The sequence below is a fragment of the Mycobacterium sp. E1715 genome, assembly GCF_001667625.1.
Lineage (GTDB): Bacteria > Actinomycetota > Actinomycetes > Mycobacteriales > Mycobacteriaceae > Mycobacterium.
Window position 1 is genome coordinate 1 of sequence record NZ_LZJJ01000193.1, and the last position, 24,759, is coordinate 24,759.

A 24,759-nucleotide genomic window follows, 5' to 3' on the forward strand; every position below is an offset into this window, starting at 1 on the left:
CGCCACTTGTCGACGATCGCGCGATGCCAGTCGACGGTGAACCATTCGGTGAGCGCGGCGGCGATCGTCGGCCCGACACCCTCGACCGCGGCCAACCGCTCGGTCGACGCCGACATGATCGCGTCCAGGCTGCCGAACTCGGTGGCCAGTGCGCGCGCGGCCGTCGGGCCGACATGCCGGATGGACAGCGCCACCAGTACCCGCCACAGGGCCACCGTCTTGGCCTTGTCCAGGTTGTCGAGCAGGCGCCTGCCGTTGGCGGACAACGCGCCGGCCTTGGTCCGAAAAAGGTCGGTGCGCAACAGGTCGTCCTCGGTGAGGGTGAACAGGTCGCCCTCGTCGGCGATCGCCCCGGCCTTCAGCAGTGCGATAGCCGCCTCATAGCCCAGCCCCTCGATGTCGAACGCTCCCCGACCGGCGACGTGGAAGACGCGCTCGCGCAGTTGCGCCGGACAGGACCGGGCATTGGGGCACCGGATGTCGGCGTCGCCCTCCTTCGCGGGGGCCAGCGTGGTGCCACACTCGGGACACGTTGTCGGCATGACGAATTCGCGTTCGGAGCCGTCCCTGAGGTCGACGACGGGCCCGAGCACTTCCGGGATGACGTCACCGGCCTTGCGGATCATCACCGTGTCGCCGATCAGCACCCCCTTGCGCTTGACCTCGGCGGCGTTGTGCAGGGTGGCCAACCCGACGGTCGACCCGGCCACCTTCACCGGCGTCATGAACGCGAACGGGGTGACGCGCCCGGTGCGGCCGACGTTCACCCGGATGTCGAGCAGCTTGGTCTGCGCCTCCTGCGGCGGGTACTTGTAGGCGACCGCCCACCGCGGTGCGCGCGACGTCGTCCCCAGCCGGCGTTGCAACGCAAAGTCGTCGACTTTGACCACCACGCCGTCGATTTCGTGGTCGATGTCGTAACGGTGCTCGCCCCAATACCCGATCCGGTCCTCCACGGCGGCGAGGCCACGCACGCGTGCGGTCTCTTCGGCCACCGGCAGGCCCCAGGCTTTCAGTGCGCTATAGGCCTCGTGCAGGGTCTTGGGCGCGAACCCGTCGGTGCGGCCGATGCCGTGACAGATCATCCGCAGCTTGCGCCGGGCGGTGACCGCTGGGTTCTTCTGCCGCAGCGAACCGGCCGCGCTGTTGCGCGGATTGGCGAACGGCGCCTTGCCGTCCTCGACCAGGCTGGCGTTGAGGGCCTCGAAATCGGCCAGCATGAAGAAGACCTCGCCGCGCACCTCGAGCACGGCCGGAATGGGCAAATCGGCACTGGCAGTGAGCCGCTCGGGCACGTCGTCGATGGTGCGGGCGTTGAGGGTCACGTCCTCGCCCACCCGGCCGTCGCCGCGCGTGGCGGCCCGTTCCAGCCGGCCGTCGCGATACACCAGCGACAACGCCACCCCGTCGATCTTGAGCTCGCACAGGTAGTAGGGCTCGCGACCGATCTCGTTCTCCACGCGATTGCTCCAGGCGACCAGCTCGTCGCGGTCGAACACGTCGTCGAGGCTGAGCATCCGCTCGAGGTGCTCGGCCTCCGTGAAGTCGGTGGCGAACCCGGCCCCACCGACCAGTTGCGTCGGAGAATCGGGGACCCGCAGTTCCGGGTGACGGTCCTCAAGTGCGAGAAGGTCGTTGAACATCGTGTCGAACTCGGCGTCGGAGACGATCGGGGCGTCCTTGACGTAGTAGCGGAACTGGTGTTGACGGACTTCGTCGGCCAGTTCCTGCCACTGCCGCCGGACCTCGGGCGACACCGGATCAGCTTCTGCTGAGCTCACCCTCGCAGGCTATCGGAGAACGCCGACACCCCGCCGGGGCGATGCCGCGTCCGCGACGGCGGACCAATCTCAGGTCGATTGTTCGGCCGTATCCGGGAAGCCGCCGAATGGAACTTCCACCCCTTTTTGAAATGACAAAGCCGCGCCCTGGATCAGCAACGTGCCGGCAAGCACGCCGACCCACAACCACGCCTCGGCCGGGCTGATATGGGTGGCGGTATTTGCATAGCGCAATTCGACAATGGACCGCACAATCACGGCGGAGACGACCACAACGGTGAGGTACGGCACGGCCATCCGGAATTGCCGGGCAATGCGGCTGGCGGGCAATTCCGAACGCCGCCTTTTGCTGCCGAGAAACCAAGCCACGGCGCCCACAAATCCGATTGCCAGCGGTATCGGAATCGCGAGCCTGCTGGCCCAATCCCAAAGCGGCTGAAGCGGCCGGTGCGTTTCCGGATCGCCCAGCGCCAGCGCCAGGTGTGTGAGCGTATCTTCGACCAAGAACACCGAGATCGGGGGCACGAGCACCACCAAGACGAAGACGCAGTGGCGGGCCAGCACGCCGGCGCTGCCCGAGAAGAACTGCACGATGGCGTTGAGCAGCATGTAGATCGAGGCCGCGAACGAGACGGCGGCAAGGACTTCGGCGGAGGCCGCGCGGCCTTCGGTCAGGGCGCATCCGCCTTCGCCGGCCAGCAGGCCATATCGCAGCGTCGTCAAAAACAGCCCCAGAAACGCGCACACCAGCGCAATTCCGACTTGTGTCTCGTGCTCGACCTCACGCGTCACCAGCACGCGACCGTCGGTGCGGCGCCGGTAGGCGCGGTCGATCACCAGATTGATGACGACAAAGGCAAAACCGGCGAGGATTCCGGTGAACTGGGCGTAGGTCCTGGCCACGATCGAGATGTCGAAGCCCGTCCAAAGGGTGCAGGAGTCGGCCATCAGTCGCGTCACCATTGTCGAGATGCTAGTCGCCGCGGCCACGGCCCTCGTGAATTTGCCGCGACGTCGCTAATGGAATTTCCGCCACGAAAATCTAAATGGCGTCCGGGTCCTCCGCGAATGCCTCGGCCGCCCCGCGGGCGAGTTCGATCGCCAGTCGCGCCCACTCGAGCGTCGCACCGGCCAGGCCACACGCCGGGGTGACGCCGATGCGATCCCGCAACGACGAGCGTCCGAAGCCGAGCCGATCGGTCACCGCGACCAGTGCGGCGGCCACCTCCTCTGTCGAAGGGCGCCGCGGCGGCGCGCTGGCCGCAACCACCCCCAACATGACGGCTCGACCCGATTCGACGAACGCGGCGATACCGTCGAGATCCCCCGCCGCCAGCGTGCCCGCGTCCACCGAGACCGCGCCGATCCGGCTGTCCTGCAACATTTTCCACGGAAGCGCCGGGGCGCAACTGTGCAACAACACCTCGCCTCCCACCGCGGCGACGCACGTATCGAGCAGGGCGACGGCCACCGCCTCCTCCAGCGGCGCCACCGGGCTCAGCGCCGTCACCCCGGTCAGCTGCCCGCCCAACGCCTTCGGCAGCGACGGCTCGTCGAACTGGACGACCACCGGTGTCTCGAGCCGACGGGCCAGCGCCGCGCGGTGAGCGGCTACGCCTTCGCCCAGCGACGCCGCCAGATCCCGCACCGCGCCCGCATCGGTGATCGCCCGGTGGCCGTTGGCCAGCTCGAGCTCGGCGGCCAGCGTGATCGGCCCGGCGGCCTGCACCTTGACCACGCGATCGCCACCGCGCAGGCCGGCCACCTCCCAGGCCTCTTCCAGCGCGTCCATGTCCTCGTCGAGCAGACTCACGGCACGGCGGGTAACCGCGCCGGGCCGAGGCGCAAGGCGGTAGCCGCGGGGCGAGATGTCGATGGCCACATCGATCAGCAGCGCACCGGCCCGACCGAGCATGTCGGCGCCGATCCCGCGGGCGGGCAGCTCGACAATGTGGGACAGCGCTCCTGCCAACTCCCCCACGACGACTTCGGCGGCCTCGCGAGGCTTGATGCCGGGCCACGACCCGACGCCGCTGGCCTTCGCGAAAACGCTCACCGGGCCAACCGTATTCGACGTCACCCGACCCGCCGGTGGGCAGGGGTGTCTGCCGCGCTCCGCCACGGGTAGGTTCGACGCAAGAAGGGTGCGAAACGTGTCACGGATGGCGGGATTGGCACGGCCGCTGCTGTTGTGCGGGGCCACGGTGCTGGTTGCGGCGTGCACCCGAATGGTCGACGGTGCGGCAGTGGCCGCGTTCGGCACTCCCCGTAGGGCGGTGCAGGGAGTCAACGTCGACACGATCCTGTTGGACCAGTCGCGGATGCGCGCGATCACCGGCGCCGGCGAGCACCTGACGATCATTCCCTCGATGGACGGCACCAGCCCGGTGGACATCGACGCGCTCGCGGACACCACACCGCGGGAATGCCGGTTCATCTACGCCGAGACGGCGACGTTCGGGCCCGACATCGAGGAGTTCCACAAGACGACCTTCCAAGACCCGCCCGACGGCGCGCTGATCTCCGAGGGGGCCGCCGCCTACCGGGATGCCGACACCGCACGGCGTGCCTTCGGCGCGTTGGTGACCACGGTCGGGGATTGCGCGAACGGCTCGGCCGGGCAGCAATACGTCGGTGACTGGAAATCCGACGCCGCCTCCCTGCACCTGCGGCCGGGCGGCTGCGGCCGCGACTATCGGCTGCGGTCGGTCGCGATTGTCGAGGTCACCTTCTGCGGCTTCGCGCAATCGGTGTCCGACATCGTGATGACGAACATCGTCGCGAACATGCCGGCCTAGCGAGCGGTGGCGGCGATGGTGGCGCTGCCGAGCACTTCGTCGCCGTCCGGGTCGGGTCGGTAGAGCACCAGCGTCTGGCCGCGCGCGACGCCGCGCAGCGGGGCGCGCAACCGCACGACGAGCTCGTCGCCGACCAACTCCGCCACCGCATCGGCGGTTTCACCGTGCGCGCGCACCTGGACCGCGCACTCGACGGGACCCGCCGGTGACCGGCCGGCCGTGAAAACCGGCTCCCGCCCGCGCAACTCGCGCACATCGAGGTCCGCCGCCTGCCCCACCCGAACGGTCGCGGTGTCGGCGTCGATGGCCGTCACGTAGCGCGGGCCCCCGTCGGGCCCCGGCCCGCCGATGCCCAGGCCCTTGCGCTGGCCGATGGTGAACCCGTGCACCCCATCGTGTTCGGCGAGGACCGCGCCGTCGGCCCCGACCACGGTGCCGCGGCGCACCGCGATGCGCTCGCCCAGAAATGCCCGGGTGTTCCCGGACGGGATGAAGCAGATGTCGTGGCTGTCCGGCTTTTCGGCGACCGCGAGGCCGCGGCGCGCGGCCTCCAAGCGAATCTGCGCCTTCGGAGTGTCCCCGATCGGGAACGTGGCGTGGCGCAGCTGCTCGGCACTCAGCACGGCCAGCACGTAGGACTGGTCCTTGTCCGGATCGACGGCGCGGCGCAGCCGCCCACCGGATAGCCTGGCGTAGTGGCCGGTGGCCACGGTGTCGAAGCCCAGCGCAAGTGCTTTCGCGGACAGCGCCGAGAACTTGATCCGCTGATTGCACCGCACGCACGGGTTGGGCGTCTCGCCGCGTGCGTACGACGACACGAAGTCGTCGATCACATCAGCTTGGAATCTCTCGGCGAAATCCCAGACGTAGAAGGGAATTCCGAGTACGTCGGCGACGCGGCTGGCATCAGAGGCGTCTTCTTTGGAGCAGCACCCACGCGAGCCGGTGCGCAGGGTGCCGGGCGCGGTCGACAACGCCAGGTGCACTCCCACCACGTCGTGCCCGGCGTCGACCATCCGGGCGGCGGCGACCGACGAGTCGACGCCGCCACTCATCGCGGCGAGGACCTTCACCTAGGAAGCCCCCGCGGCGGCCAGGGCCGCCCGGCGCGCCCGGTCCACGGCCGCCGGCAGAACCTGCAGCACGGCGTCCACGTCGGCGTCGACACTGGTGTGCCCCAAGGACATTCGCAAAGAACCGCGGGCGCTGGTCGGGTCGGCGCCCATCGCGAGCAGCACATGCGACGGCTGCGCGACGCCCGCGGTGCACGCCGATCCGGTCGAACACTCGATTCCGTTGGCGTCCAGCAGCATCAGCAGCGCGTCACCTTCGCAGCCGCGGAACGTGAAGTGCGCGTTGCCCGGCAACCGCTGGGGGTACCTCCCGCTTGCGGGGGACGGGTCGCGAGCGCCGTTGAGGCTGACGTCCTCGATGCCGGCCAGCACCCCGTCGATCAGGCGATCCCGCAGAGCCCGCAGCCGTGCGCTGTTCGCCTCGATCCCGTCCACCGCGATCCGGGCGGCGGCCGCCATGCCGACCGCACCGGCGACATCGGCGGTGCCCGAGCGGATGTCGCGTTCCTGCCCGCCCCCGTGCGCCAGGGGCACACACGTCACGTCGCGGCGAACCAGTAATGCGCCGACGCCGGGCGGGCCGCCGAACTTGTGCGCGGCCACGCTCATGGCCGAGAGCCCGCTGGCGGCGAAGTCCACCGGCAACTGCCCCACCGCCTGCACGGCGTCGCTGTGCATCGGAACTCCGAATTCGGCCGCGACACCGGCGAGCTCGGCGGCAGGCAGCACGGTGCCGACCTCGTTGTTGGCCCACATCACCGACACCAGCGCGACATCGTCGTGGTTGCGCAGCGCCTCGCGCAGCGCGGCCGCCGACACGGAGCCGTCGGCGGCGGTGGGCAGCCAGGTCACCTCGGCGCCTTCGTGCTCGGCGAGCCAGTTCACCGAATCCAGGACGGCGTGGTGTTCCACCTCGCTGGTGATGATGCGCCGATGGCGCGGTTCCGCGTCGCGGCGGGACCAGTAGATGCCCTTGACGGCCAGGTTGTCGCTCTCGGTCCCGCCGCCGGTGAAGATGACCTCGGACGGGCGGGCGCCCAGCCGATCGGCGATCAGCTCCCGGGACTCCTCGACGCGCCGCCGCGCCGCCCGGCCGCTGGTGTGCAAGGAGGAGGCGTTGCCGACGGCGCCGAGCACCGCCGTCATCGCCTCGACGGCGGCGGGGTGCATCGGCGTGGTAGCGGCGTGATCCAGGTAGACCATGACCCGACCCACGATACCGGCAGGTCCGAGGGCCTTTGACCAGTGGTGATCGCAAGCGCGGCGAAGCCGGGCGCCGCGGGTCGCCACTATCTGGTTCCGTGGTGATCGCAAGCGCGGCGAAGCCGGGCGCCGCGGGTCGCCACTATCTGGTTCCGTGGTGATCGCAAGCGCGGCGAAGCCGGGCGCCGCGGGTCGCCACTATCTGATTACGAGGCCACCAGCACGGGGCCGTGACCAGCGGACCGGGCCGTGCCCACGCCCACCACCGACTGGCAGCGGCTCGCCAAGGCCCGCCGATCGGTCCCCGGGAGCTGCAGGGATTCCACATGCACCCGGGCCAGGGTGCGACGCACGGTCAGCAGCCTGCGGATGGATCCCACCAGCGTCTCGTCGCCGACGAAGGCAGGCACGGTCGAGACGCTGCCGTCGACGTGGTGATACGTCAGCCGGAGCGGCTGCACCGGACGGCCGGCGTCGATCGCGGCCTGGAACATCGCCGGGTAGAAGGCCCCGCGGCCGCGGTGCGGCTGCCCGCCACCTGCTGCGGCCGCGCGGGCGGATACGTCGCCGGGGGCACCGCACCAGGTGGTGCCCTCCGGGAAGCACACCACCGTCTGGCCGGCCCCCAGCCGGCGGGCGACGGTGTCCACCACCGCGGGCAGGCGCCGCAGACTGGCCCGCTCGATCGGGATGATCTTCAGGATGCGGGCCACGATCCCGGTGGCGGGCCCGGTGAACATGTCGGCCCGGGCGACGAACGACCCGGGCAGCACCGACCCGATCGCGAAGACGTCCAGCCAGGACATGTGCGGGCTGACCACCAGGACCCCGCGCAGGTTGCGAATCGGGCTGCCCGTGACCGTGATCCGAATGCCGAAGCAACGCAACACCATCCGGCAGTAGATGCGCTGCACGCGGGTCCGGCCGGGCAGGGGCACCGCCAGCAACACCACCCCGGGCGCCAGCAGCAGCGCCAGCAGGACCCGAAGCGTCACCCGCAGCGCCACCAACAGCCCGGGCGACGCGGCCACGTCGCCGCGGCGCACACAACCGGCGTCGCACGATGCGCGCGGTAGCCAAGAGTGTCCGGTGCGGGCGGGAGTGCTCATCGGTCGCCGCCGGCCAGTTGCGAGGCGGCCGACACCGAGCGCAGCCGCTTCAGGTATCGGGTGTCGGCGCGCTGCTTTTCCAGCAGGACGCAGAAATCGCCCACCCCGAAGTCGGGGTCGTGCGCGGGCTCGCCGCACACCTGAGCGCCCAGCCGCAGGTAACCGCGCATCAGCGCGGGGATCGACGGACGCGCGGGAGCCGGAATCTGGTCAAGCGCCTGCCCGTCGACCACCACCGGCCGGTGCGGACGCACCCGGTACTGCGGCGGGGCGGCGTGACGGCTGAGGATGAAGTCGCGCACCCCGCGAAGCTGGCTACCGGGGGGTTCGGTATCTCCGCCGATGGGCACCGACACGCAGCCGGTCACGTAGTCGTAGCCGTAGCGGTCCAGGTAGGCCAGGATGCCGGCCCACATCAAGAGCACGACGCCGCCGTTGCGGTGCCCCTCGCGCACCACCGCGCGGCCCATCTCCACCAGCGACGGCCTGAGCGGGTCGAAGCCGCGGATGTCGAACTCCGTCGCGGTGTAAAGCCCACCGGCCGCGATGGCGCCGGCCGGGGCGAGCATGCGGTAGCAACCCACCAGCTCGCCGGTGCCGTCGTCGCGGACCAGCAGGTGGTCGCAGTGCTCGTCGAACCTGTCGACATCCCGCCGTTCGCCGTCGTTCGTCGGCAACGCGAAGCCGGGCGTGCTGCTGAACACGTCGTACCGGAGCCGCTGCGCCGCCTCGATCATGCTGGGATCGGTCGACAGCAACAATGAGTATCGGGGCCCGGCGGACGACGCCGTCGTCGCGCCGTCGGGCTTGTCGCTGGGGATCAGGACAGAAGCAATGCTCATGTCAACCAACGTTGCGCAATCGGTGAGCGAGTCGGCATCGTCGCTGTGACGTGTCCGTGCACGTCAGATGACGAAATGTGGATGCGGGGGCACGTTGTCGCAGGCCGAAGGGATCGGGCCGCGCCATTTCGGGTATGCCGGACACCATGTGGCGAGCAAATCCCCGGGCGGCGGCCTGCTCGCGGGCGCCGATTGCCCGGCGGCGGCCCCGATGAGTCCGGACGTGCGCCGATGGTGCTTCGCCGACCAGCTGGGTCCGCACTTCCTGGACGGTCCCGGCCAGCCGGTGTTGCTGATCGAGTCCAGGGCGGCGTTCGAACGCCGCCGGTTCCACCGCCGCAAGGCCCACCTGGTGCTCTCCGCACTGCGTCACCGCGCCGCCGAACTCGGCGACCAGGCCGTGTTTCTGCGGACACGGACGTATCGCGAGGCGCTGAATCAGGTCAAGGCGCGCATCAGCGTGTGTCAGCCGACGTCGCGGGCGGCGGATCGGTTCGTGCGCTCGCTGCCCGATGTCGACGTGCTGCCCGCGCGCGGCTTCTGCACCGGACGCACCGAATTCGAGGACTGGTCCGGCCGGCAACGAACCCTGCTGCTGGAAAATTTCTACCGGGACGCGCGCCGTCGGTTCGACCTGCTGATGGAGGGTGACCGACCAGCCGGGGGCAGGTGGAACTTCGACGCCGACAACCGCCAGCCTGCGCCCAAGAATGCCGGCGCCCTGCCCGTGCCCGCGCCCTGGCAACCCGAAGAGGATGAGATCGACGAGCAGGTGCGCGCCGACCTGGACCGGTGGGAACGTGACGGCGACGTGGCCTTCGTCGGCCGCGACGGCCCGCGCGAATTCCCGGTCACGGCAATGGAGGCACGGGCTGCGCGCCAGGTTTTTTTGCGAGATCGCTTGCCGCACTTCGGTCCCCACGAAGATGCCATGCTCGCCGGCGATCGGTTCATGGCGCACAGCCTGTTATCGGCGCCCATGAACCTCGGCCTGCTGGACCCGTTGGAATGCGCCTACGCCGCCGAGGACGAATACCGCGCGGGGCGCGCGCCGCTCGCCAGCGTGGAGGGTTACATCCGCCAGCTGATCGGGTGGCGCGACTACATCTGGCACGTCTATTGGCATTTCGGCGCGGACTACCGCAGCCGCAACGCGCTCCGGGCGCACGTCGGGTTGCCCGACTGGTTCACCGGACTGGACGCCGACGCCGTGCATGCGCACTGCCTCAAAGACGTCCTGGCCCAGGTGCGCGATCACGGTTGGGTGCACCACATTCCGCGGCTGATGGTGCTGTCCAACTACGCGCTGCAGCGTGGGTGGAATCCCGCCGAGGTCACCGACTGGTTCCACCGCTGCTTCGTCGACGGTTACGACTGGGTGATGGTGGCCAACGTCGTAGGCATGTCCCAGCACGCCGACGGCGGGCTGATGGCGACCAAGCCGTATGCCGCCGGCGGCGCCTACATCAACCGGATGAGCGATTACTGCGGCCGCTGCCGATATCGACCGACCGAGCGGGTCGGCGAGCGCGCCTGCCCGTACACCGGTGGCTATTGGTGGTTCCTGGACCGCAACAAGCGGCAGCTTGCCGGCAACCGGCGGATGAGCCAACCACTCGCCGGGCTGCGCCGGCTCACCGATCTGGACGAGGTCGTCGAGCAACAACGCCGGCTCGGGCGGTCGGCCCCGTGATGGGCGGCCTCATGCTCACCGTCGACCGGGTGATCGCGGCGCCGCCCACGGCGGTGTGGGACGTGCTCGTCGACCTCGACGCTTGGCCGAAGTGGGGCCCGACGATACGCGGCGCCCGACTGGACGAACCGCACACCGAACTGGCGCTGGGTGCGACCGGCGTGGTCAACACGTCGCTGTTGGTCCCGGCGCCATTCGTCGTCACCGACTTCGAGCCGGGTCGCCACTGGGCCTGGCAGGTGGCCGGCGTCCCGGCGACGCGGCACTGGGTGGACCCGGTGGACGGCGGATCGCGGGTCGGCATGGCGGTGCCATGGTGGGCGGCGCCCTATGTCACGGTGTGCGCGATCGCGTTGCGGCGCATCGACGAAATGGTGACCGCCGCGCAATAGCCGCCGTGAAACGCGAGAGCCCCCGACGCCGCGGCGTCGGGGGCTCCTGGGCCGAGAAGGCTCAGCCCTTGCGCTGCTTGATGGCGTCGGTCAGCTGCGGGGCGACCTTGAAGAGGTCGCCCACCACGCCGTAGTCGGCGATCTCGAAGATCGGCGCCTCTTCGTCCTTGTTGACGGCGACGATGGTCTTCGAGGTCTGCATGCCGGCGCGGTGCTGAATCGCCCCGGAGATGCCCAGCGCGATGTAGAGCTGCGGCGACACCGTCTTGCCGGTCTGACCGACCTGGAACTGGCCCGGGTAGTAACCGGAGTCGACCGCGGCGCGCGACGCACCGACGGCGCCACCCAGCGAGTCGGCCAGCTCCTCGACCACGTGGAAGTTGTCGGCGCTGCCGACGCCGCGGCCACCGGACACCACGATGGTGGCCTCCGTCAGCTCCGGACGGTCGCCGGCCACGGCCGGCTCGCGCGCGGTGATCTTGGTGGCGTTCTCGGCGGGCGCGGGCACCTCGACGGTGACCTGCTCGCCGGCGCCGGCCTGCGGTTCGGCGTCGATGGCGCCGCCGCGGACCGTGACGATCGGGGTGTCCCCGTTGGCCTGCGCCTCGACGGTGAACGCGCCACCGAAGATCGAGTGCACGAACTTGCCCTCCTGGACGCCGACCACGTCGACCAGCAGGCCGGAGCCGATCCGGGCGGCGAGCCGGCCGGCGACCTCTTTGCCGTCGGCGTTGGCGGACAGCAACACCGCGGCGGGCGAGTTGGACTCGGCCAGCGAGGCCAGCACGTCGACCACCGGCGTGATCAGGTAGTTCTCGGCGTCGTCGGACTCGGCGACGTAGATCTTTTCGGCGCCGGCCTCCTTGAGGCCGTCGACCAGCGGCGCGGCCGTTCCGGGCTTGCCGACCACGACCGCGGCCGGCTCGCCCAGTGCGCGGGCGGCGGTGATCAGTTCGGAGGTGACCTTCTTCAGTGCGCCTTCGGCGTGCTCAACGAGCACCAAAACTTCTGCCATGGTTTCTTCGCTCTTCTCGTCTCTGGGATGGGTGCTCGGCTAGATGATCTTCTGGGCCACGAGGTACTGGGAGATCTGGTTCCCGCCCTCGCCCTCGTCGGTGACCTTCTCACCCGCGGTCTTCGGCGGCTTCGGCGTCGACGACAGCACCTTCGACCCGGCGTTCTCCAACCCGACCTCGTCGCTTTCGACCCCGATCTCGGCGAGGGTCAGCACCGTGACCTCTTTCTTCTTGGCGGCCATGATGCCCTTGAAGGACGGGAAGCGCGGCTCGTTGATCTTCTCGGTCACACTCACCACGGCGGGCAGCGACGCCTCGAGCGTGAACACACCGTCGTCGGTCTCGCGCTCGCCCGTGACCTTGCCGCCCTCGATCGACAGCTTGCGCAGGTGGGTCAGCTGCGGCAGGCCCAGGTACTCGGCGATGATGGCCGGCACCGCGCCGCCGGAGCCGTCGGTGGACTCGTTCCCGGCGATGACCAGCTCCGTGCCCTCGATGGTGCCCAGCGCGCGCGCCAGCGCCCACGCGGTTTGCACCACGCACGAGCCGTGCATGCCGTCGTCCTTGAGGTGGACGGCCTTGTCGGCTCCCATCGACAGCGCCTTGCGGATCGCCTCGGTGGCACGTTCGGGGCCGGCGGTCAGCACCGTGACCGATCCCTCGCCGCCCTCCCGCTCGCGGATCTGCAGTGCCTCTTCGACGGCGCGCTCGTTGATCTCGTCCAGCACTGCATCGGCGGCCTCGCGGTCGAGCGTGTAGTCGCCGTCGTTCAGCTTGCGCTCGGACCAGGTGTCTGGGACCTGCTTGATCAGGACCACGATGTTCGTCATGAGTGTGGTTCGTCCTCCTCGAAGGAGTCTCGCAGCAGTCGACCACGAGACTTTCAGTACGCGTTTCGCAGCGCACGGTCGTGTTACTACTCGGTAACTTTGTGCAGCCTGCCTTCACACCATAGCGGGTGGTACTGCGGGTTCTTCCGGCGTGTCCACCCTCGCCAACCGCGGGCGCCCCGCTCCCGGTTCGCGAATCCGACACTTCGCGTTAGCCTGCCTATGCGATGAGCGCAACCGTCCCCGACGTCCCCTGGCACCGCCCCGGCGATCCCTCGCCCGGGGCCGATCCCGTGCTGACGTTGACGGGCGAGCGCACCATCCCGGGCCTGGACGTCGAGAACTACTGGTTTCGCCGCCACGAGGTCGTCTACCAGCGGCTGGCCGGACGCTGTGCGGGCCGCGAGGTGCTCGAGGCCGGCTGCGGCGAGGGGTACGGCGCGGACCTGATCGCCGCCGTCGCCCGCCGGGTCGTGGCCGTGGATTACGACGAGGCCGCCGTGGCCCACGTGCGCCACCGCTACCCGCGCGTGGAAGTGATGCAGGCCAACCTGGCGGCGCTGCCGCTGCCCGACGCGTCGGTGGATATTGTGGTCAACTTCCAAGTGATCGAGCACCTGTGGGATCAGGCACAATTCGTCGCCGAATGCGCGCGGGTGCTGCGCCGCGGCGGGTTGCTGATGGTGTCGACACCGAACCGGATCACCTTCTCGCCCGGCCGCGACACCCCGATCAACCCGTTCCACACCCGCGAACTCAACGCCGCCGAGCTGAGCGAGTTGCTGGTCGACGCGGGCTTTCGCGACGTGTCGATCAGCGGGCTGTTCCACGGCCCCCGGCTGCGCGAGATGGACGCCCGCCACGGCGGCTCCATCATCGACGCGCAGATCGAGCGGGCAATGGCCGCTGACCCGGGGGCGCCGTGGCCGCCGGAGCTGGTCGCCGACGTGGCCGCGGTGACGTGCGACGACTTCGACATCGAAAACGGCCCCCGTGACATCGACGACAGCCTGGACCTGATCGCGATCGCGGTAGCGCCGTGAGCAATTCGCACGACCGGGTGCCCGGCATGTTCACCCTGGTCCTGCACACCCACCTGCCGTGGCTGGCCCATCATGGCCGGTGGCCGGTCGGCGAGGAGTGGCTCTACCAGTCTTGGGCGGCGGCCTATCTGCCGCTGATGCGGGTGCTGACCACGCTGGCCGACGAGGACCGACGCGGATTGATCACGCTCGGCGTCACCCCGGTGGTGAACGCGCAGCTCGACGACCCGTACTGCCTGGACGGCATGCACCATTGGCTCGCCAACTGGCGGCTGCGGGCCGCCGAGGCGGCCAGCGTCCGGTCCGCCGCGCGCTCGAAGTCGGCCGAATACCAATCTTGCACGCCGGAAGCGTTGCGCGCCTTGGGGATTCGGGAATGCGCCGAGGCGGACGGGGCGCTGGAAGATTTCGCCACCCGATGGCGGCACGGCGCCAGCCCGCTGCTGCGCGGCCTGCTCGACGCCGGCACCGTGGAGTTGCTCGGCGGCCCGCTGGCCCACCCCTTCCAGCCGCTGCTCGCGCCGCGGCTGCGCGAGTTCGCCCTGCGCGAGGGGCTGGCCGACGCGCAGTCGCGGCTGGGGACGCGAAAAGGGCAGGGCCCCAGCGGGATCTGGGCGCCCGAATGTGCCTATGCCCCGGGCATGGAGCACGACTACGCCGCCGCCGGTGTCACCCACTTCATGGTCGACGGCCCGTCGCTGCACGGCGACACCGCGCTGGGCCGGCCCGTCGGCGACACCGACGTCGTCGCGTTCGGACGCGACCTGCAGGTCAGCTACCGGGTGTGGTCACCCAAGTCCGGCTACCCCGGGCACGCCGCCTACCGCGACTTCCACACCTACGACCACCTCACCGGGCTGAAGCCGGCACGGGTGACCGGCCGCAACGTGGCGTCGGAGGCCAAGGCCCCCTATGACCCCGAGCGCGCCGACCACGCCGTCGACGTCCACGTCGCCGACTTCGTCGAGGTGGTCCGCAACCGGCTGACCAGCGAATCCGACCGCATCGGGCGCCCCGCGCACGTGGTCGCCGCCTTCGACACCGAACTTTTCGGCCACTGGTGGTACGAGGGGCCGACGTGGCTGCAGCGGCTGCTGCGCGCCCTGCCCGCCGCCGGAGTGCGGGTGGGGACGCTGAACGACGCCATCGACGGCGGATTCGTCGGGCGCCCGGTCGCGTTGCCGCCCAGTTCGTGGGGTTCGGGCAAGGACTGGCAGGTCTGGGCGGGCGAGAAGGTGGCCGACCTGGTCCAGCTCAACAACGAAGTGGTCGACACGGCGCTGAGCACAGTGGATAAGGCGCTCGCGCAACGGGCCTCGCTGGATGGGCCGCTGCCCCGCGACCACGTCGCCGACCAGATCCTGCGCGAGACCCTGCTCACCGTGTCCAGCGACTGGCCGTTCATGGTGAGCAAGGACTCGGCCGCCGACTACGCGCGCTACCGCGCCCACCTGCACGCCCACGCGACCCGCGAGATCGCCGGGGCGCTCGCGTCCGGGCGCCGGGACGCCGCTGGGCGCCTGGCCGAAGGCTGGAACCGCGCCGACGGACTGTTCGGCGCCCTGGACGCGCGCAGGCTGCCCCGATGAGCTTGGCGGCCGCGTGAAGATCCTGATGGTCTCGTGGGAGTACCCGCCGGTGGTGATCGGCGGGCTCGGCCGGCACGTGCATCACCTGTCGACGGCGCTGGCCGCGGCCGGGCACGAGGTCGTCGTGCTGTCCCGCCGCCCCACGGGCACCGACCCCAGCACGCACCCGTCGTCCGACGAGGTGGTCGACGGAGTCCGGGTGATCGCCGCCGCCCAAGACCCGCACGAGTTCTCGTTCGGCACCGACATGATGGCGTGGACGCTGGCCATGGGCCATTCCATGACGCGCGAGGGCCTGTCGTTGAAGAAGCGGGGCACGAACCGGCCGTGGCGTCCCGACGTCGTGCACGCGCACGACTGGCTGGTGGCCCATCCGGCGATCACGCTCGCGCAGTTCTACGACGTGCCAATGGTTTCCACCATCCACGCCACCGAGGCCGGACGGCACTCCGGCTGGGTGTCCGGCGCGATCAGTCGTCAGGTGCACGCCGTGGAGTCGTGGTTGGTGCGCGAATCCGATTCGCTGATCACCTGTTCGGCGTCGATGTCCGACGAGATCACCGAACTGTTCGGGCCCGGCCTGGCCGCAATCACGGTCATCCGCAACGGAATCGACGCCGCGCGCTGGCCGTTCGCCGAGCGCCGGCCGCGCACCGGTCCCGCCGAACTGCTCTTCCTCGGGCGGCTGGAATACGAAAAGGGTGTGCATGACGTCATCGCCGCCCTGCCCCGCATCCGGCGCGCCCACCCCGGGACCACCCTGACCATCGCCGGGGAGGGCACGCAGCAGGAGTGGCTCGTCGAGCAGGCCCGAAAACATCGGGTGCTCAAGGCAACTCGGTTCGTCGGCCACCTCGGCCATGCCGAGCTGCTCGCGGTGCTGCACCGGGCCGACGCCGCGGTGCTGCCCAGCCACTACGAGCCGTTCGGGATCGTCGCGCTGGAAGCCGCCGCGGCGGGGACGCCGCTCGTCACGTCGAACATCGGGGGCCTGGGCGAGGCGGTGATCAACGGCCGGACCGGGGTCTCCTGCCCACCCCGCGACGTCGCCCGGCTCGCCTCGGCCGTGCGGGTCGTGCTCGATGATCCATTCGCCGCGCAGCAGCGCGCCCGCGCCGCCCGCGAACGGCTCACCTCGGCCTTCGACTGGAAGACCGTGGCCCGGGAGACCGCGCAGGTATATCTCGCCGCCAAGCGCGGCGAGCGGCAGCCCCAGCCGCGCATGCCCATCGTGGAGCACGCGCTGCCCAACCGCTAGCCTGCAGCGATGGGGCTGGAATTTTCGAGCGTGGTCGACGCGCCGATCGGCGACGTGTTCGCCTGGCACGCCAGGCCGGGCGCGTTCGCCCGGCTCTCACCGCCGTGGCAACCCATGCGCCTGGTCTCCGAGGCCGCCTCACTCAAGGACGGGCGGGCGACGCTTGCGCTACCGGGCGGCCTGCGCTGGGTCGCCGTCCACCAGGCGGCAGACTACGACCCGCCGCGGCGCTTCGTGGACGCCATCGGCGGCGACGGCCTGGCCACGCTGCCCACCCGAGTCGCCGTGCGCTGGCGGCACACCCATGACTTCGAGGCCGTCGGCGACGGCCGCACCCGGGTCATCGACCGGGTGGACACACCGGTGCCCGGGTCGCTGCTGCGGCCCATGTTCACCTACCGGCACCGTCAGCTCGCCGACGATCTGGCCGCCCACCGGCTGGCCGCCGACAACGGGCTGGCTCCGCTGACCGTCGCGGTCACCGGTGCGTCCGGGCTGGTGGGTTCGGCGTTGACGGCGTTTCTGAGCACGGGCGGCCATCGCGTCATCCGGTTGGTGCGCCGCCCTGCGCGCGGAGACGACGAGCGCGAGTGGGATCCCGACGACCCCGACCCGGGACTGTTCGATCGCGTGGACGCCGTCATCCATCTGGCGGGGGCCTCGATCGCCGGCCGGTTCACCGACAAACATCGACATGCCATCCGCGACAGCAGGATTGGCCCCACCCGCCGCCTCGCCGAGGCGCTCGGCCGCGCCAACGACCGCCCGGCGGTGCTCATCTCGGCGTCGGCGATCGGATATTACGGATCCGACCGGGGCGACGAGGTCCTCACCGAGGACAGCGACCGGGGCGGCGGTTTCCTCGCCGACGTGGTCGCCGACTGGGAGGCCGCAACCGAGCCCGCCGAGCAGTCCGGGGTGCGCGTGGTACGGGTGCGCACCGGGATCGTGCAATCCCCGCGCGGGGGCACGCTGAAGCTGATGCGCCCGTTGTTCAGCGCCGGGTTGGGCGGGCGACTGGGCGACGGCCGGCAATGGTTGTCGTGGATCGGGATCGACGACCTGGTCGACATCTACCACCGCGCTCTATGGGACCGGGCGCTGTCGGGAGCCGTGAACGCCGTTGCCCCGCAGCCGGTTCGCAACAGCGAGTACACGACGACGCTGGCGCGCGTCGTGCACCGGCCCGCGGTGTTGCCGGTGCCGTCGCTGGGGCCGCGGGTGCTGCTCGGCGAGCAGGGCGCACGCGAATTGGCGTGCGCCAGCCAGCGGGTTCTTCCGCACAAGCTGAGCGCGCAAGGGCACCGGTTCCGCCAACCCGACCTCGATCAGGCGCTCCGCCACCTGCTCGGGCACGCCCGCTGAATCGCACATAGCGGGATTGGGGGCCGATGAGGCCCCATTTAACTAACTTAATGGTTCAATCCCTTAATGAAGTTCGGTGCGCCGGCCTGGCGTGCCCGTCGGACCAGCGCGACCGTGATCGGCATCGTCGCGCTGGCCGCGATCGCGTTCGCCCCGTGCCCGGCCCGGGCCGAAGCCACGGAGGCCGACAGCACGACCGACGTCACCTGCGCAAGCGCAACGCAGGCGGTACCCACGACGTGGTATTTCCCCAGCACGCCCCCGCTCGGGCTGGTCTGGTTGCAGCACGGATTCGTGGAAGGCAAGAAGGTGTGGTCCGCGTTCGGCCCCGAGCTCGCGGGCAGCGGTTACCTGGTGGTGGCCACCACCCTGTCCACCCTCAACATCTTCGGCTGCACCGTGGAGCACCTGATCGACAACAGAGGGTTCCTGGACAACATCGCGGACGTCTTCGCGCACAAAGACGACCCGCGGGGCGCGTTGGCGACGTCGTTCGCGACGGCGGCCGAGAAGGCCGGCCGCCCCGTCGCGCCGCTACCCGACAACATGGTGTTCGTCGGCCACTCGGCGGGCTCCGAGGCCGTCGAATACGTCGCCGAGCGCCTGCACAGCTCCTACCCGGCCGCCTTCACCCAGCTGCGCGGCGTGGTCAGCGAGGACGGCGTCAAGTCGTTCCTCGGCTCCAATACCGACGACGCGCTGGCGGGCCTCGCGGGTACGACGCTGCCGATCTACGCCACGGCGTCGCCGCATCTGCTGTGCAACTTCTTTCAACGCGGGACCAAGGCGATCGAGCGGTACTTCCCGGACCGCACGTTTCACGGGGTGAAAATCACGACCGGCGCCCACGGCGACGCACTCGGCCCGTCGTCGCCGGGTTACGAGAACCTCGTGTGTGGGCGCCCGAAGGCCGACAACGTCGCCGCGGTCTGGGGTCTGACCCGGGGCTGGATCGCCGACATGATCGCGGGAACGACCACACCCGATTTCTACCCTGGCGGAAGCTATTACACCGATCTCTTGACGGCCGGGACCATCACCACGCTGCCGTGACGAGTCTGCGCACCGGTCGAGCGGTGAGCGGTCCGTCCGGCCGACGCGTCGCGGGTGACCACCTCGACGAACGACCGTGAATCCACTGCCCGGTCTCCTATTCCGCGTCCCTGCCATGCCGGCTTCGCCGGTAGGCGCGGGCGCGCAGATCGGCGAGCCAGCGCGGGCGCAGGCTCACGCCGGGTGGCGTGTTGATCACGGGATCGAATGACACGTCGGCCGCCGGTTCGGGATCGACGGCCCCGGTCAGCGTGAGCCGGCCCAGCGGCGTGAAATCCCCACTGCCACAGGCTTGGTCGAGCGAGACCTCGATGCTGTCGTGCTCGAGGCGGTCGCGCACGCCGTCCAGCGACAGGCCGGGACCGTCGATCTTGCTGACGATCCGGGCCCTGAGCCACCAATTGGCTCCCCGGTAGTGCAGCGGCATCAGGGTGGTCAGCGTCTGATCGCTCCACGAGATGGCAGGGCGCAGCGCGAGTGCCCGGGACAGCAGCCCCGAGCCCGAGGAGACGACCAGGATGTCCCACGGCCCGGTCCCCTGCGGCGGTGTGACCCGGAAAGCCAGGCCGATGAAGTCAGGCAAGGCCCCGGGCGTGCCACTGGCCTTCGACACCCGGGCGACAACCTCGGACGACGAAATGGGCAGCCCCTGGCCGGCCGGGGCGACCCGTTCGATGAAGCCCTCCGCCAGAACCCCGATCGGATGAAACAACCGTTTGCCCCGGATGGCGGAGCCCCACTGGAAGGGCAGTGCGACAAGATCGGAAACGCTCACCGGCGGCGGGTTCCCCTTTCCCCGCGTCGGAAACGCGCCGGTGCGACGTCGATTCCCCAGGGCTCCGCCCGGGTGTTTGGGTTTCAGCGGCGCGTCGGCAGATGCCGGACCGGTTTACGCGGGCACCCGCAGGCCGACCATGTGCGGTTCCCCGGGTGGTTGCGGCTGCTGGTTTTGCGCCCGGCCGTCGATGTAGACCTGCTGCATGACCGCCTGCCACGACTCCATCTCGGGCACCGATCCCCACATCCCTTCGAAAAGCCCGACGATCACGGCCGCGTTGTCGTCGGTCAGGGCATAGACCGGTCCACCGAAGTTACGACTGTCGACGGCCACGTCGGCGATGATGAACCGCCCTTCGCTGACGGAGGTGATCGATCCGCACCGCTGGCCGACCGATCGACGAAACTGGCACACCGGCAGCCCCGGCTGCGCACGCAGGCCCGGGGAAGACTTCAGTTGCCGGCCGGTCGGCAACTGGTCCGAGGCGGTCACGTCGGGGCCGAGCGCGATGACTTCGTACTCGACGGGCGACATCGCGCGACTCGCCGCCACGTCGTCGGCGGCCTGGCGACGGGCGAGCACGACCTTGCCCACCGGGTTTCCGTCGTGGTCGGTGACGTCCGACTCCCCGTTACCGCATTGACCGCTGGTCACCGCGACCCGCAGCCGGGGCTCGACCAACCCCACCATGCACACGGCCCCGCCTTGGCGGATCTCCATACCGGGAAAGGCCGTGACGGCCGGGGTGGCCGTCGCGGGGGCCGGGTAGCCGACCACCGTTATCGCAATCGTGAAGGCGAAGGCGATCGCCACGCGAGTGTTTCGCCCGCTGGCCATTTCCATTGGGCCCCACCACCCCTCATGTCCGTCCGAGGGATTTTTGTCGGACACTTGAGTTGAGTCGCGTATACCCGCGGGCAACGGCGCCAAACGGCCCCAAGCGCCCGGGCGGACGCGGCGAAGTCGCCGATCACTCCTGGGGCACTGCGAGTTCGCCCTGGAATCGTTGCATGGCGTCGATGACCGCACCGAGCACACGATGCGCTGCCATCAGGTCGGCGTCGGGTAACTCTTCGAGGGCGACCCGGCTGTGGGCATCGAGCGGACTGAAGAACGACCGGGCGGTGGCCAGGCCGGATTCCCCGTGGCGCAGGATGACCTTGCGGCGGTCATCGGGGTGGGAATCGCGCCGGATGTGGCCCGAGTCGATCAACCGATCCACCAGGTAGGTGATCGCCGAACCGGACAGCCCCATCCGATGACTGAGGTCGCCCGAGGTCATCGGCCTCCCCGCGGCTTCTGCCACCATGATGTACATCAATGCACGGAAGTCATTGGGCCGCAGACGATGTAACATCGCGAATTGCCGACCGATCTGGTCGGATTCGGTCGATATCTCCCGCAGATCGGCCGAGATCAGCGACTCCAGCACATCGCGGCGCAGGCGCTGCTCTTCAGCTTCCATAACAAAGTGAGCATATCCCTGAACCGGCACACAGTTCAGTTCGTTAATGGTTAATTGATTGAAATGGACCTCCGGCGACGATGGCACAGGGGACGAGACGTGACCACGACTGGCGAACCGAGGACAATTTCAGTAAGTTAATGTTTAAGTTATTGAAGGTGATGGGTAAGTCGTCCGAGGTTGGGAAGGGCTGATCGGAGCGGGATCGCGGCGACGGCATGGGCCGGTTCTTCGCCTCCGAACAGCGGAGATGGCGGCGCGTGTTTGAGCCGTCCCGACCTGGGAATGCCAAGCCGTCCAGGAGGGAGCGCGTGGCCAAGATGGGTGCTTTGTCGTTGACACCCGCCACCGAGTCGCCGGCAGCTGCGGCGGACTGGCCGGGCACCGCCCCCTTCGACGAGTGGCGCTCGAGCGTGCGGAACGGCGTGCTCGCCCTCCTCTGCGACTTCGTCGAACCCCGGCGCTCCCAGTTGGACGACACCCGCGTCGACGCCGCCGGCGACATCCTGATGGCGTTCGCGTCTGGCGGCAAGTGTCTGCGGTCGACCTTCATGTACTTGGGGTGGCTCTGCGGTGCCGCGCCCGACCGGGCGGCGCTGCGGGCGGCGGCCAGTTTCGAGCTGCTGCACGTATTCGCGCTGCTGCAGGACGACGTCATGGACGGTTCGGCCGAACGGCGGGGGCGCCCGTCGGCACACCTGCAATTTTCCCAATGGCACCGCGCGCGCGGGCTGTCCGGCTCGTCGGCGCGGTTCGGCGAATCGGCCGCCATCCTGCTGGGTGACCTCTGCCTGATCTGGTCGGAGCAGATGCTGCGCGAGAGCGGTGTCGATGCCCGTCGGTTGCAGCGCGCCTGGCCGCGCTACGACACGATGCGCACCGAGCTTGCGGTGGGCCAGTTCGCCGACCTGGTGAGCGATGTCCGGCGCATGCCTACCCTGGATGCCGTGCTGGACGTGGCCCGCCGCAAGTCGGGCAACTACACCGTGCGGCGGCCGTTGGAGATCGGCGCGGCGATGTCCGATTGCGACGATCGGACGCTGAGCCGACTCGGCCGGTACGGCGCCGCCATCGGGGAAGCCTTTCAGCTTCGCGACGACGTGCTCGGCGTCTTCGGCTCGCCGGCGATCACCGGGAAGCCGGCCGCCGGAGACCTGTTGGAGCGCAAGGCAACCAGCCTCGTGGTGACCGCTCACCAGCTCGCCGATGCGTCCACCCGGGCCGAACTGACCGAACTGATGAACGGCCACGCCCTCGACGGTGAAGCGCTCGATCGATGCAAAACGCTGATCGTGGGGACGGGGGCGGTCCAGCTGATCGAGCAGATGATCAGCGACCGGGTCGCGGCCGCGCGCGAACACCTCGACGACGCCTCGATCGACGGACCCGTTCGCACCGCGCTGGAGGAAATGGCGACCGCCTGCACGGATCGCGCCGAATGAACGACGCAAGTTTGGGAGCATGCTGACATGCGGACCATCGAAGGACGCAGCGAGCGCGTCGTGGTGATCGGGGCCGGCCTGGCCGGTCTGTCCGCCGCGCTGCATCTGGCCGGCCGTGGACGCGCGGTCACGGTGGTGGAACGCCACCCCTGGCCGGGGGGCCGCGCCGGCCGCCTCGACGTCGACGGCTATCGAATCGACACCGGGCCGACGGTGCTCACGATGCCGGACATCATCGACGAGACTTTCGCGGCCGCAGGCCAGAGCCGGTCGGGCCGGCTGGAATTGCTGCCGCTTGACCCGGCCTACCGGGCGGTGTTCGCCGACGGCAGCGCGCTCGACGTGCACACCGACCCCGACCGGATGACCACCGCCATTGCAGAGTTCGCCGGATCCGGGCAGGCAGCGGGCTACCGGCGGCTGCGCGAGTGGCTGCAGCGGTTGTACCGGATCGAATTCGACGGGTTCATCGCCGCCAACTTCGACTCCCCGCTGTCGTTGCTCACGCCGCAGTTGGCGCGGCTGACGGCGATCGGCGGCTTCCGCAAGTGGGATCGCGTGGTGAAGCGGCATATCAGCGACCCCCGGCTGCAACGGGTCTTCACGTTCCAATCCCTGTACGCGGGCGTGGCGCCGCGGAACGCCCTGGCCGTGTACGCGGTCATCGCCTACATGGACACCGTCGCGGGCGTGTTCTTCCCGCGCGGCGGGGTTCGCGCGCTTCCCGACGCACTGGCCGCGGCCGCCGCCGATGCGGGGGTCGAATTCCGTTACAACGCCACGGTTACCGGGCTCGACCGCGCCGCCGGACGGGTCAGGGCCGTGCTGACGGATCGCCTGGACCCCATCGCGTGCGACGCGGTGGTGCTGACCACCGAACTGCCCCAGACCTATGAACTGTTGGGCCGCACACCGCGCCGCCCCGTGCGGCTGCGGCCGGCGCCTTCGGCGGTCGTGGCCCACCTGGGCTCCCGCCGCGTCGCCTCCGACGCGGCCCATCACACGATCCTGTTCGGCGATTCCTGGGATCAGACCTTCACCGACATCATCCGCGACGGCCGCCTGATGCGGGATCCCTCGCTGCTGGTCACCCGCCCGACGGCGAGCGACCCCGCCCTGGCCCCGGACGGGCACGACCTGCTGTACGTGCTCGCCCCCGCGCCGAACCTGGATCGCGGGCCCATCGACTGGGACACCGTCGGGGCGCGGTACGTCGACACCCTGATCGACGAGGTCGCGGCGCGGCTACTGCCCGGGTTGGCCGAGGACGCAACGGTATTGGACACCGTCACGCCCGCGGACTGGGCGCGTCAGGGCATGGCGGCGGGCAGCCCCTTCGCGCTGGCCCACACCTTCGGGCAGACGGGCCCCTTCCGGCCGGCCAACATGGTGCGCGGCGTCGAAAACGCGGTGCTGGCCGGCTCGTCAACCGTGCCCGGCGTCGGCGTCCCCACCACGCTGATCTCGGGTCGGCTAGCCGCCGACCGCGTCACCGGCCCCAGCGCCGGCCGAGCCAACCGGATGACGACGCACCACGACATGAGGGCCGGGCTGACATGATTCGCAGCGAATTGGACGCGGCCGGGATCGACGATCCGCGCCTGCGCGAGGGTTATCGGCGCTGCCGCGAACTCAACGCCGCGCACGGCCGCACCTTCTTCTTGGCCACCCGCCTGCTGGCGCCCGACCAACGTCCGGCCGTGCACGCCCTCTACGGTTTCGCGCGCTATGCCGACGACATCCTCGACGACCTCGACCCCGGGCTGAGCGCCGACGTCCGCGGCATGCGGTTGCAGCAACTCGCCGACCAATTCTTCTCCGGCGGAGACCATCTCGACGACCCCGTGCTCGCCGCGGTCGGGATAATCGGTGACCGTCAGGTCCATCCGCATTGACGCCAGGAAGTCGTCGAACAGCTCGGTGCCGATGCGGTAGCGGCGGGCGGTGTGGGTGACCGCGGCGAGCACGGGGTCGTCGAGATGGTCTCCGCCGGAGAAGAATTGGTCGGCGAGTTGCTGCAACCGCATGC

At 69.9% G+C, this 24,759-nt stretch carries 22 protein-coding genes and 2 pseudogenes; 11 read left to right on the forward strand and 13 right to left on the reverse strand.

Features of this window, described 5'->3' with window-relative positions; all coding sequences use genetic code 11:
• The 3 genes from ligA to A9X03_RS10655 all read right to left on the reverse strand — a co-directional run.
• The coding region (ligA, locus tag A9X03_RS10645; protein ID WP_068260949.1) for an NAD-dependent DNA ligase LigA at positions 1-1,781 on the reverse strand (1,781 nt) is incomplete at its 3' end.
• A 69-nt stretch (positions 1,782-1,850) separates the two neighbouring features.
• Positions 1,851-2,744: a hypothetical protein gene (locus tag A9X03_RS10650; protein WP_067751001.1), complete on the reverse strand. Its 894-nt coding sequence runs from the start codon at positions 2,742-2,744 to the stop codon at positions 1,851-1,853.
• Positions 2,745-2,823: 79 nt separating this feature from the next.
• On the reverse strand, positions 2,824-3,837 hold the full coding sequence (locus tag A9X03_RS10655) for a methionine synthase (protein WP_068260931.1): 1,014 nt from the start codon (positions 3,835-3,837) through the stop codon (positions 2,824-2,826).
• A gap of 106 nt (positions 3,838-3,943) precedes the next feature.
• Between A9X03_RS10655 and A9X03_RS10660 the strand changes: the two genes are divergently transcribed.
• Positions 3,944-4,579 (forward strand): sensor domain-containing protein, encoded by a 636-nt coding sequence (locus tag A9X03_RS10660; protein ID WP_068260933.1) that lies wholly within the window; start codon positions 3,944-3,946, stop codon positions 4,577-4,579.
• Here A9X03_RS10660 and mnmA read toward each other — a convergent pair.
• From mnmA to A9X03_RS10680, 4 genes are all read right to left on the reverse strand, one after another.
• Positions 4,576-5,652, reverse strand: a complete 1,077-nt coding sequence (mnmA, locus tag A9X03_RS10665) for a tRNA 2-thiouridine(34) synthase MnmA (protein WP_068260936.1) — start codon at positions 5,650-5,652, stop codon at positions 4,576-4,578. The genes A9X03_RS10660 and mnmA overlap by 4 nt on opposite strands.
• Positions 5,653-6,855 carry a cysteine desulfurase family protein gene (locus A9X03_RS10670; RefSeq protein WP_068260940.1) on the reverse strand — a complete coding sequence of 401 codons (1,203 nt, stop codon included), beginning with the start codon at positions 6,853-6,855 and terminating at the stop codon, positions 5,653-5,655.
• Between the two features lie 206 nt (positions 6,856-7,061).
• Positions 7,062-7,964: a 1-acyl-sn-glycerol-3-phosphate acyltransferase gene (locus A9X03_RS10675; RefSeq protein WP_067751025.1), complete on the reverse strand. Its 903-nt coding sequence runs from the start codon at positions 7,962-7,964 to the stop codon at positions 7,062-7,064.
• A complete protein-coding gene (locus tag A9X03_RS10680; RefSeq protein ID WP_067751030.1) occupies positions 7,961-8,806 on the reverse strand; it encodes a GNAT family N-acetyltransferase in 846 nt (281 codons plus the stop codon). The genes A9X03_RS10675 and A9X03_RS10680 overlap by 4 nt, the downstream gene beginning before the upstream one ends.
• A gap of 148 nt (positions 8,807-8,954) precedes the next feature.
• Between A9X03_RS10680 and A9X03_RS10685 the strand changes: the two genes are divergently transcribed.
• Both A9X03_RS10685 and A9X03_RS10690 read left to right on the forward strand, forming a co-directional pair.
• Entirely contained in the window at positions 8,955-10,499 is a 1,545-nt protein-coding gene (locus tag A9X03_RS10685) for a cryptochrome/photolyase family protein (RefSeq protein ID WP_369831273.1), read from the forward strand.
• A gap of 11 nt (positions 10,500-10,510) precedes the next feature.
• Positions 10,511-10,891 carry an SRPBCC family protein gene (locus A9X03_RS10690; protein ID WP_082954984.1) on the forward strand — a complete coding sequence of 127 codons (381 nt, stop codon included), beginning with the start codon at positions 10,511-10,513 and terminating at the stop codon, positions 10,889-10,891.
• A 61-nt stretch (positions 10,892-10,952) separates the two neighbouring features.
• Here the strand turns inward: A9X03_RS10690 and A9X03_RS10695 are convergent, their stop codons facing one another.
• The gene (locus tag A9X03_RS10695; RefSeq protein ID WP_067751042.1) at positions 10,953-11,906 is read right to left on the reverse strand and encodes an electron transfer flavoprotein subunit alpha/FixB family protein; all 954 of its coding nucleotides are present in this window, start codon (positions 11,904-11,906) and stop codon (positions 10,953-10,955) included.
• Positions 11,907-11,945: 39 nt separating this feature from the next.
• Positions 11,946-12,737: an electron transfer flavoprotein subunit beta/FixA family protein gene (locus A9X03_RS10700; RefSeq protein WP_067751045.1), complete on the reverse strand. Its 792-nt coding sequence runs from the start codon at positions 12,735-12,737 to the stop codon at positions 11,946-11,948.
• A gap of 227 nt (positions 12,738-12,964) precedes the next feature.
• Between A9X03_RS10700 and A9X03_RS10705 the strand changes: the two genes are divergently transcribed.
• The 5 genes from A9X03_RS10705 (at position 12,965) to A9X03_RS10725 (ending at position 19,045) form a co-directional block, all read left to right on the forward strand.
• Positions 12,965-13,780: a bifunctional 2-polyprenyl-6-hydroxyphenol methylase/3-demethylubiquinol 3-O-methyltransferase UbiG gene (locus tag A9X03_RS10705; RefSeq protein WP_067751048.1), complete on the forward strand. Its 816-nt coding sequence runs from the start codon at positions 12,965-12,967 to the stop codon at positions 13,778-13,780.
• 26 nt (positions 13,781-13,806) lie between these two features.
• On the forward strand, positions 13,807-15,369 hold the full coding sequence (locus A9X03_RS10710) for a glycoside hydrolase family 57 protein (RefSeq protein WP_156669999.1): 1,563 nt from the start codon (positions 13,807-13,809) through the stop codon (positions 15,367-15,369).
• Between the two features lie 13 nt (positions 15,370-15,382).
• Positions 15,383-16,627, forward strand: coding sequence for a glycosyltransferase family 4 protein (locus A9X03_RS10715; protein WP_067751053.1), 1,245 nt, complete (start codon positions 15,383-15,385; stop codon positions 16,625-16,627).
• A 9-nt stretch (positions 16,628-16,636) separates the two neighbouring features.
• On the forward strand, positions 16,637-17,992 hold the full coding sequence (locus A9X03_RS10720; RefSeq protein ID WP_067751056.1) for a TIGR01777 family oxidoreductase: 1,356 nt from the start codon (positions 16,637-16,639) through the stop codon (positions 17,990-17,992).
• Between the two features lie 66 nt (positions 17,993-18,058).
• Complete coding sequence (locus tag A9X03_RS10725; protein WP_067751059.1) at positions 18,059-19,045, forward strand: hypothetical protein; 987 nt, start codon at positions 18,059-18,061, stop codon at positions 19,043-19,045.
• A gap of 97 nt (positions 19,046-19,142) precedes the next feature.
• On the opposite strand, the gene A9X03_RS10730 is transcribed toward A9X03_RS10725, so the two are convergent.
• The 3 genes from A9X03_RS10730 to A9X03_RS10740 all read right to left on the reverse strand — a co-directional run bounded on the left by A9X03_RS10730 (position 19,143) and on the right by A9X03_RS10740 (position 21,288).
• A complete protein-coding gene (locus A9X03_RS10730; RefSeq protein ID WP_067751062.1) occupies positions 19,143-19,820 on the reverse strand; it encodes a phosphodiesterase in 678 nt (225 codons plus the stop codon).
• A gap of 114 nt (positions 19,821-19,934) precedes the next feature.
• A complete protein-coding gene (locus A9X03_RS10735) occupies positions 19,935-20,666 on the reverse strand; it encodes a hypothetical protein (protein ID WP_068260946.1) in 732 nt (243 codons plus the stop codon).
• 127 nt (positions 20,667-20,793) lie between these two features.
• Positions 20,794-21,288 carry a MarR family winged helix-turn-helix transcriptional regulator gene (locus A9X03_RS10740; RefSeq protein ID WP_067751072.1) on the reverse strand — a complete coding sequence of 165 codons (495 nt, stop codon included), beginning with the start codon at positions 21,286-21,288 and terminating at the stop codon, positions 20,794-20,796.
• Between the two features lie 260 nt (positions 21,289-21,548).
• Between A9X03_RS10740 and A9X03_RS10745 the strand changes: the two genes are divergently transcribed.
• From A9X03_RS10745 to A9X03_RS10755, 3 genes and pseudogenes are all read left to right on the forward strand, one after another.
• Positions 21,549-22,730 (forward strand): polyprenyl synthetase family protein, encoded by a 1,182-nt coding sequence (locus tag A9X03_RS10745; protein WP_068260954.1) that lies wholly within the window; start codon positions 21,549-21,551, stop codon positions 22,728-22,730.
• Positions 22,731-22,757: 27 nt separating this feature from the next.
• Positions 22,758-24,290, forward strand: coding sequence for a phytoene desaturase family protein (crtI, locus tag A9X03_RS10750; protein WP_067751084.1), 1,533 nt, complete (start codon positions 22,758-22,760; stop codon positions 24,288-24,290).
• Positions 24,287-24,589: pseudogene (locus tag A9X03_RS10755) on the forward strand (squalene/phytoene synthase family protein); the annotation flags it as partial. The gene crtI and the pseudogene A9X03_RS10755, both read left to right, overlap by 4 nt.
• Here the strand turns inward: A9X03_RS10755 and A9X03_RS28375 are convergent.
• Positions 24,584-24,759, reverse strand: a pseudogene (locus A9X03_RS28375) (squalene/phytoene synthase family protein); the annotation flags it as partial. The pseudogenes A9X03_RS10755 and A9X03_RS28375 sit on opposite strands and share 6 nt — an antisense overlap.

Excerpts from the sequence above, each read along its gene's own strand:
- A9X03_RS10735 (WP_068260946.1), bottom strand. The coding sequence starts at position 20,666 with ATGGAAATGGCCAGCGGGCGAAACACTCGCGTGGCGATCGCCTTCGCC.
- A9X03_RS10725 (WP_067751059.1), top strand. The coding sequence starts at position 18,059 with ATGAAGTTCGGTGCGCCGGCCTGGCGTGCCCGTCGGACCAGCGCGACC.
- A9X03_RS10680 (WP_067751030.1), bottom strand. The coding sequence starts at position 8,806 with ATGAGCATTGCTTCTGTCCTGATCCCCAGCGACAAGCCCGACGGCGCG.
- A9X03_RS10660 (WP_068260933.1), top strand. The coding sequence starts at position 3,944 with ATGGCGGGATTGGCACGGCCGCTGCTGTTGTGCGGGGCCACGGTGCTG.
- A9X03_RS10650 (WP_067751001.1), bottom strand. The coding sequence starts at position 2,744 with ATGGTGACGCGACTGATGGCCGACTCCTGCACCCTTTGGACGGGCTTC.
- A9X03_RS10710 (WP_156669999.1), top strand. The coding sequence starts at position 13,807 with ATGTTCACCCTGGTCCTGCACACCCACCTGCCGTGGCTGGCCCATCAT.
- A9X03_RS10675 (WP_067751025.1), bottom strand. The coding sequence starts at position 7,964 with ATGAGCACTCCCGCCCGCACCGGACACTCTTGGCTACCGCGCGCATCG.
- A9X03_RS10705 (WP_067751048.1), top strand. The coding sequence starts at position 12,965 with ATGAGCGCAACCGTCCCCGACGTCCCCTGGCACCGCCCCGGCGATCCC.
- A9X03_RS10670 (WP_068260940.1), bottom strand. The coding sequence starts at position 6,855 with ATGGTCTACCTGGATCACGCCGCTACCACGCCGATGCACCCCGCCGCC.
- A9X03_RS10695 (WP_067751042.1), bottom strand. The coding sequence starts at position 11,906 with ATGGCAGAAGTTTTGGTGCTCGTTGAGCACGCCGAAGGCGCACTGAAG.
- A9X03_RS10720 (WP_067751056.1), top strand. The coding sequence starts at position 16,637 with ATGGGGCTGGAATTTTCGAGCGTGGTCGACGCGCCGATCGGCGACGTG.
- A9X03_RS10740 (WP_067751072.1), bottom strand. The coding sequence starts at position 21,288 with ATGGAAGCTGAAGAGCAGCGCCTGCGCCGCGATGTGCTGGAGTCGCTG.
- A9X03_RS10700 (WP_067751045.1), bottom strand. The coding sequence starts at position 12,737 with ATGACGAACATCGTGGTCCTGATCAAGCAGGTCCCAGACACCTGGTCC.
- crtI (WP_067751084.1), top strand. The coding sequence starts at position 22,758 with ATGCGGACCATCGAAGGACGCAGCGAGCGCGTCGTGGTGATCGGGGCC.
- A9X03_RS10690 (WP_082954984.1), top strand. The coding sequence starts at position 10,511 with ATGCTCACCGTCGACCGGGTGATCGCGGCGCCGCCCACGGCGGTGTGG.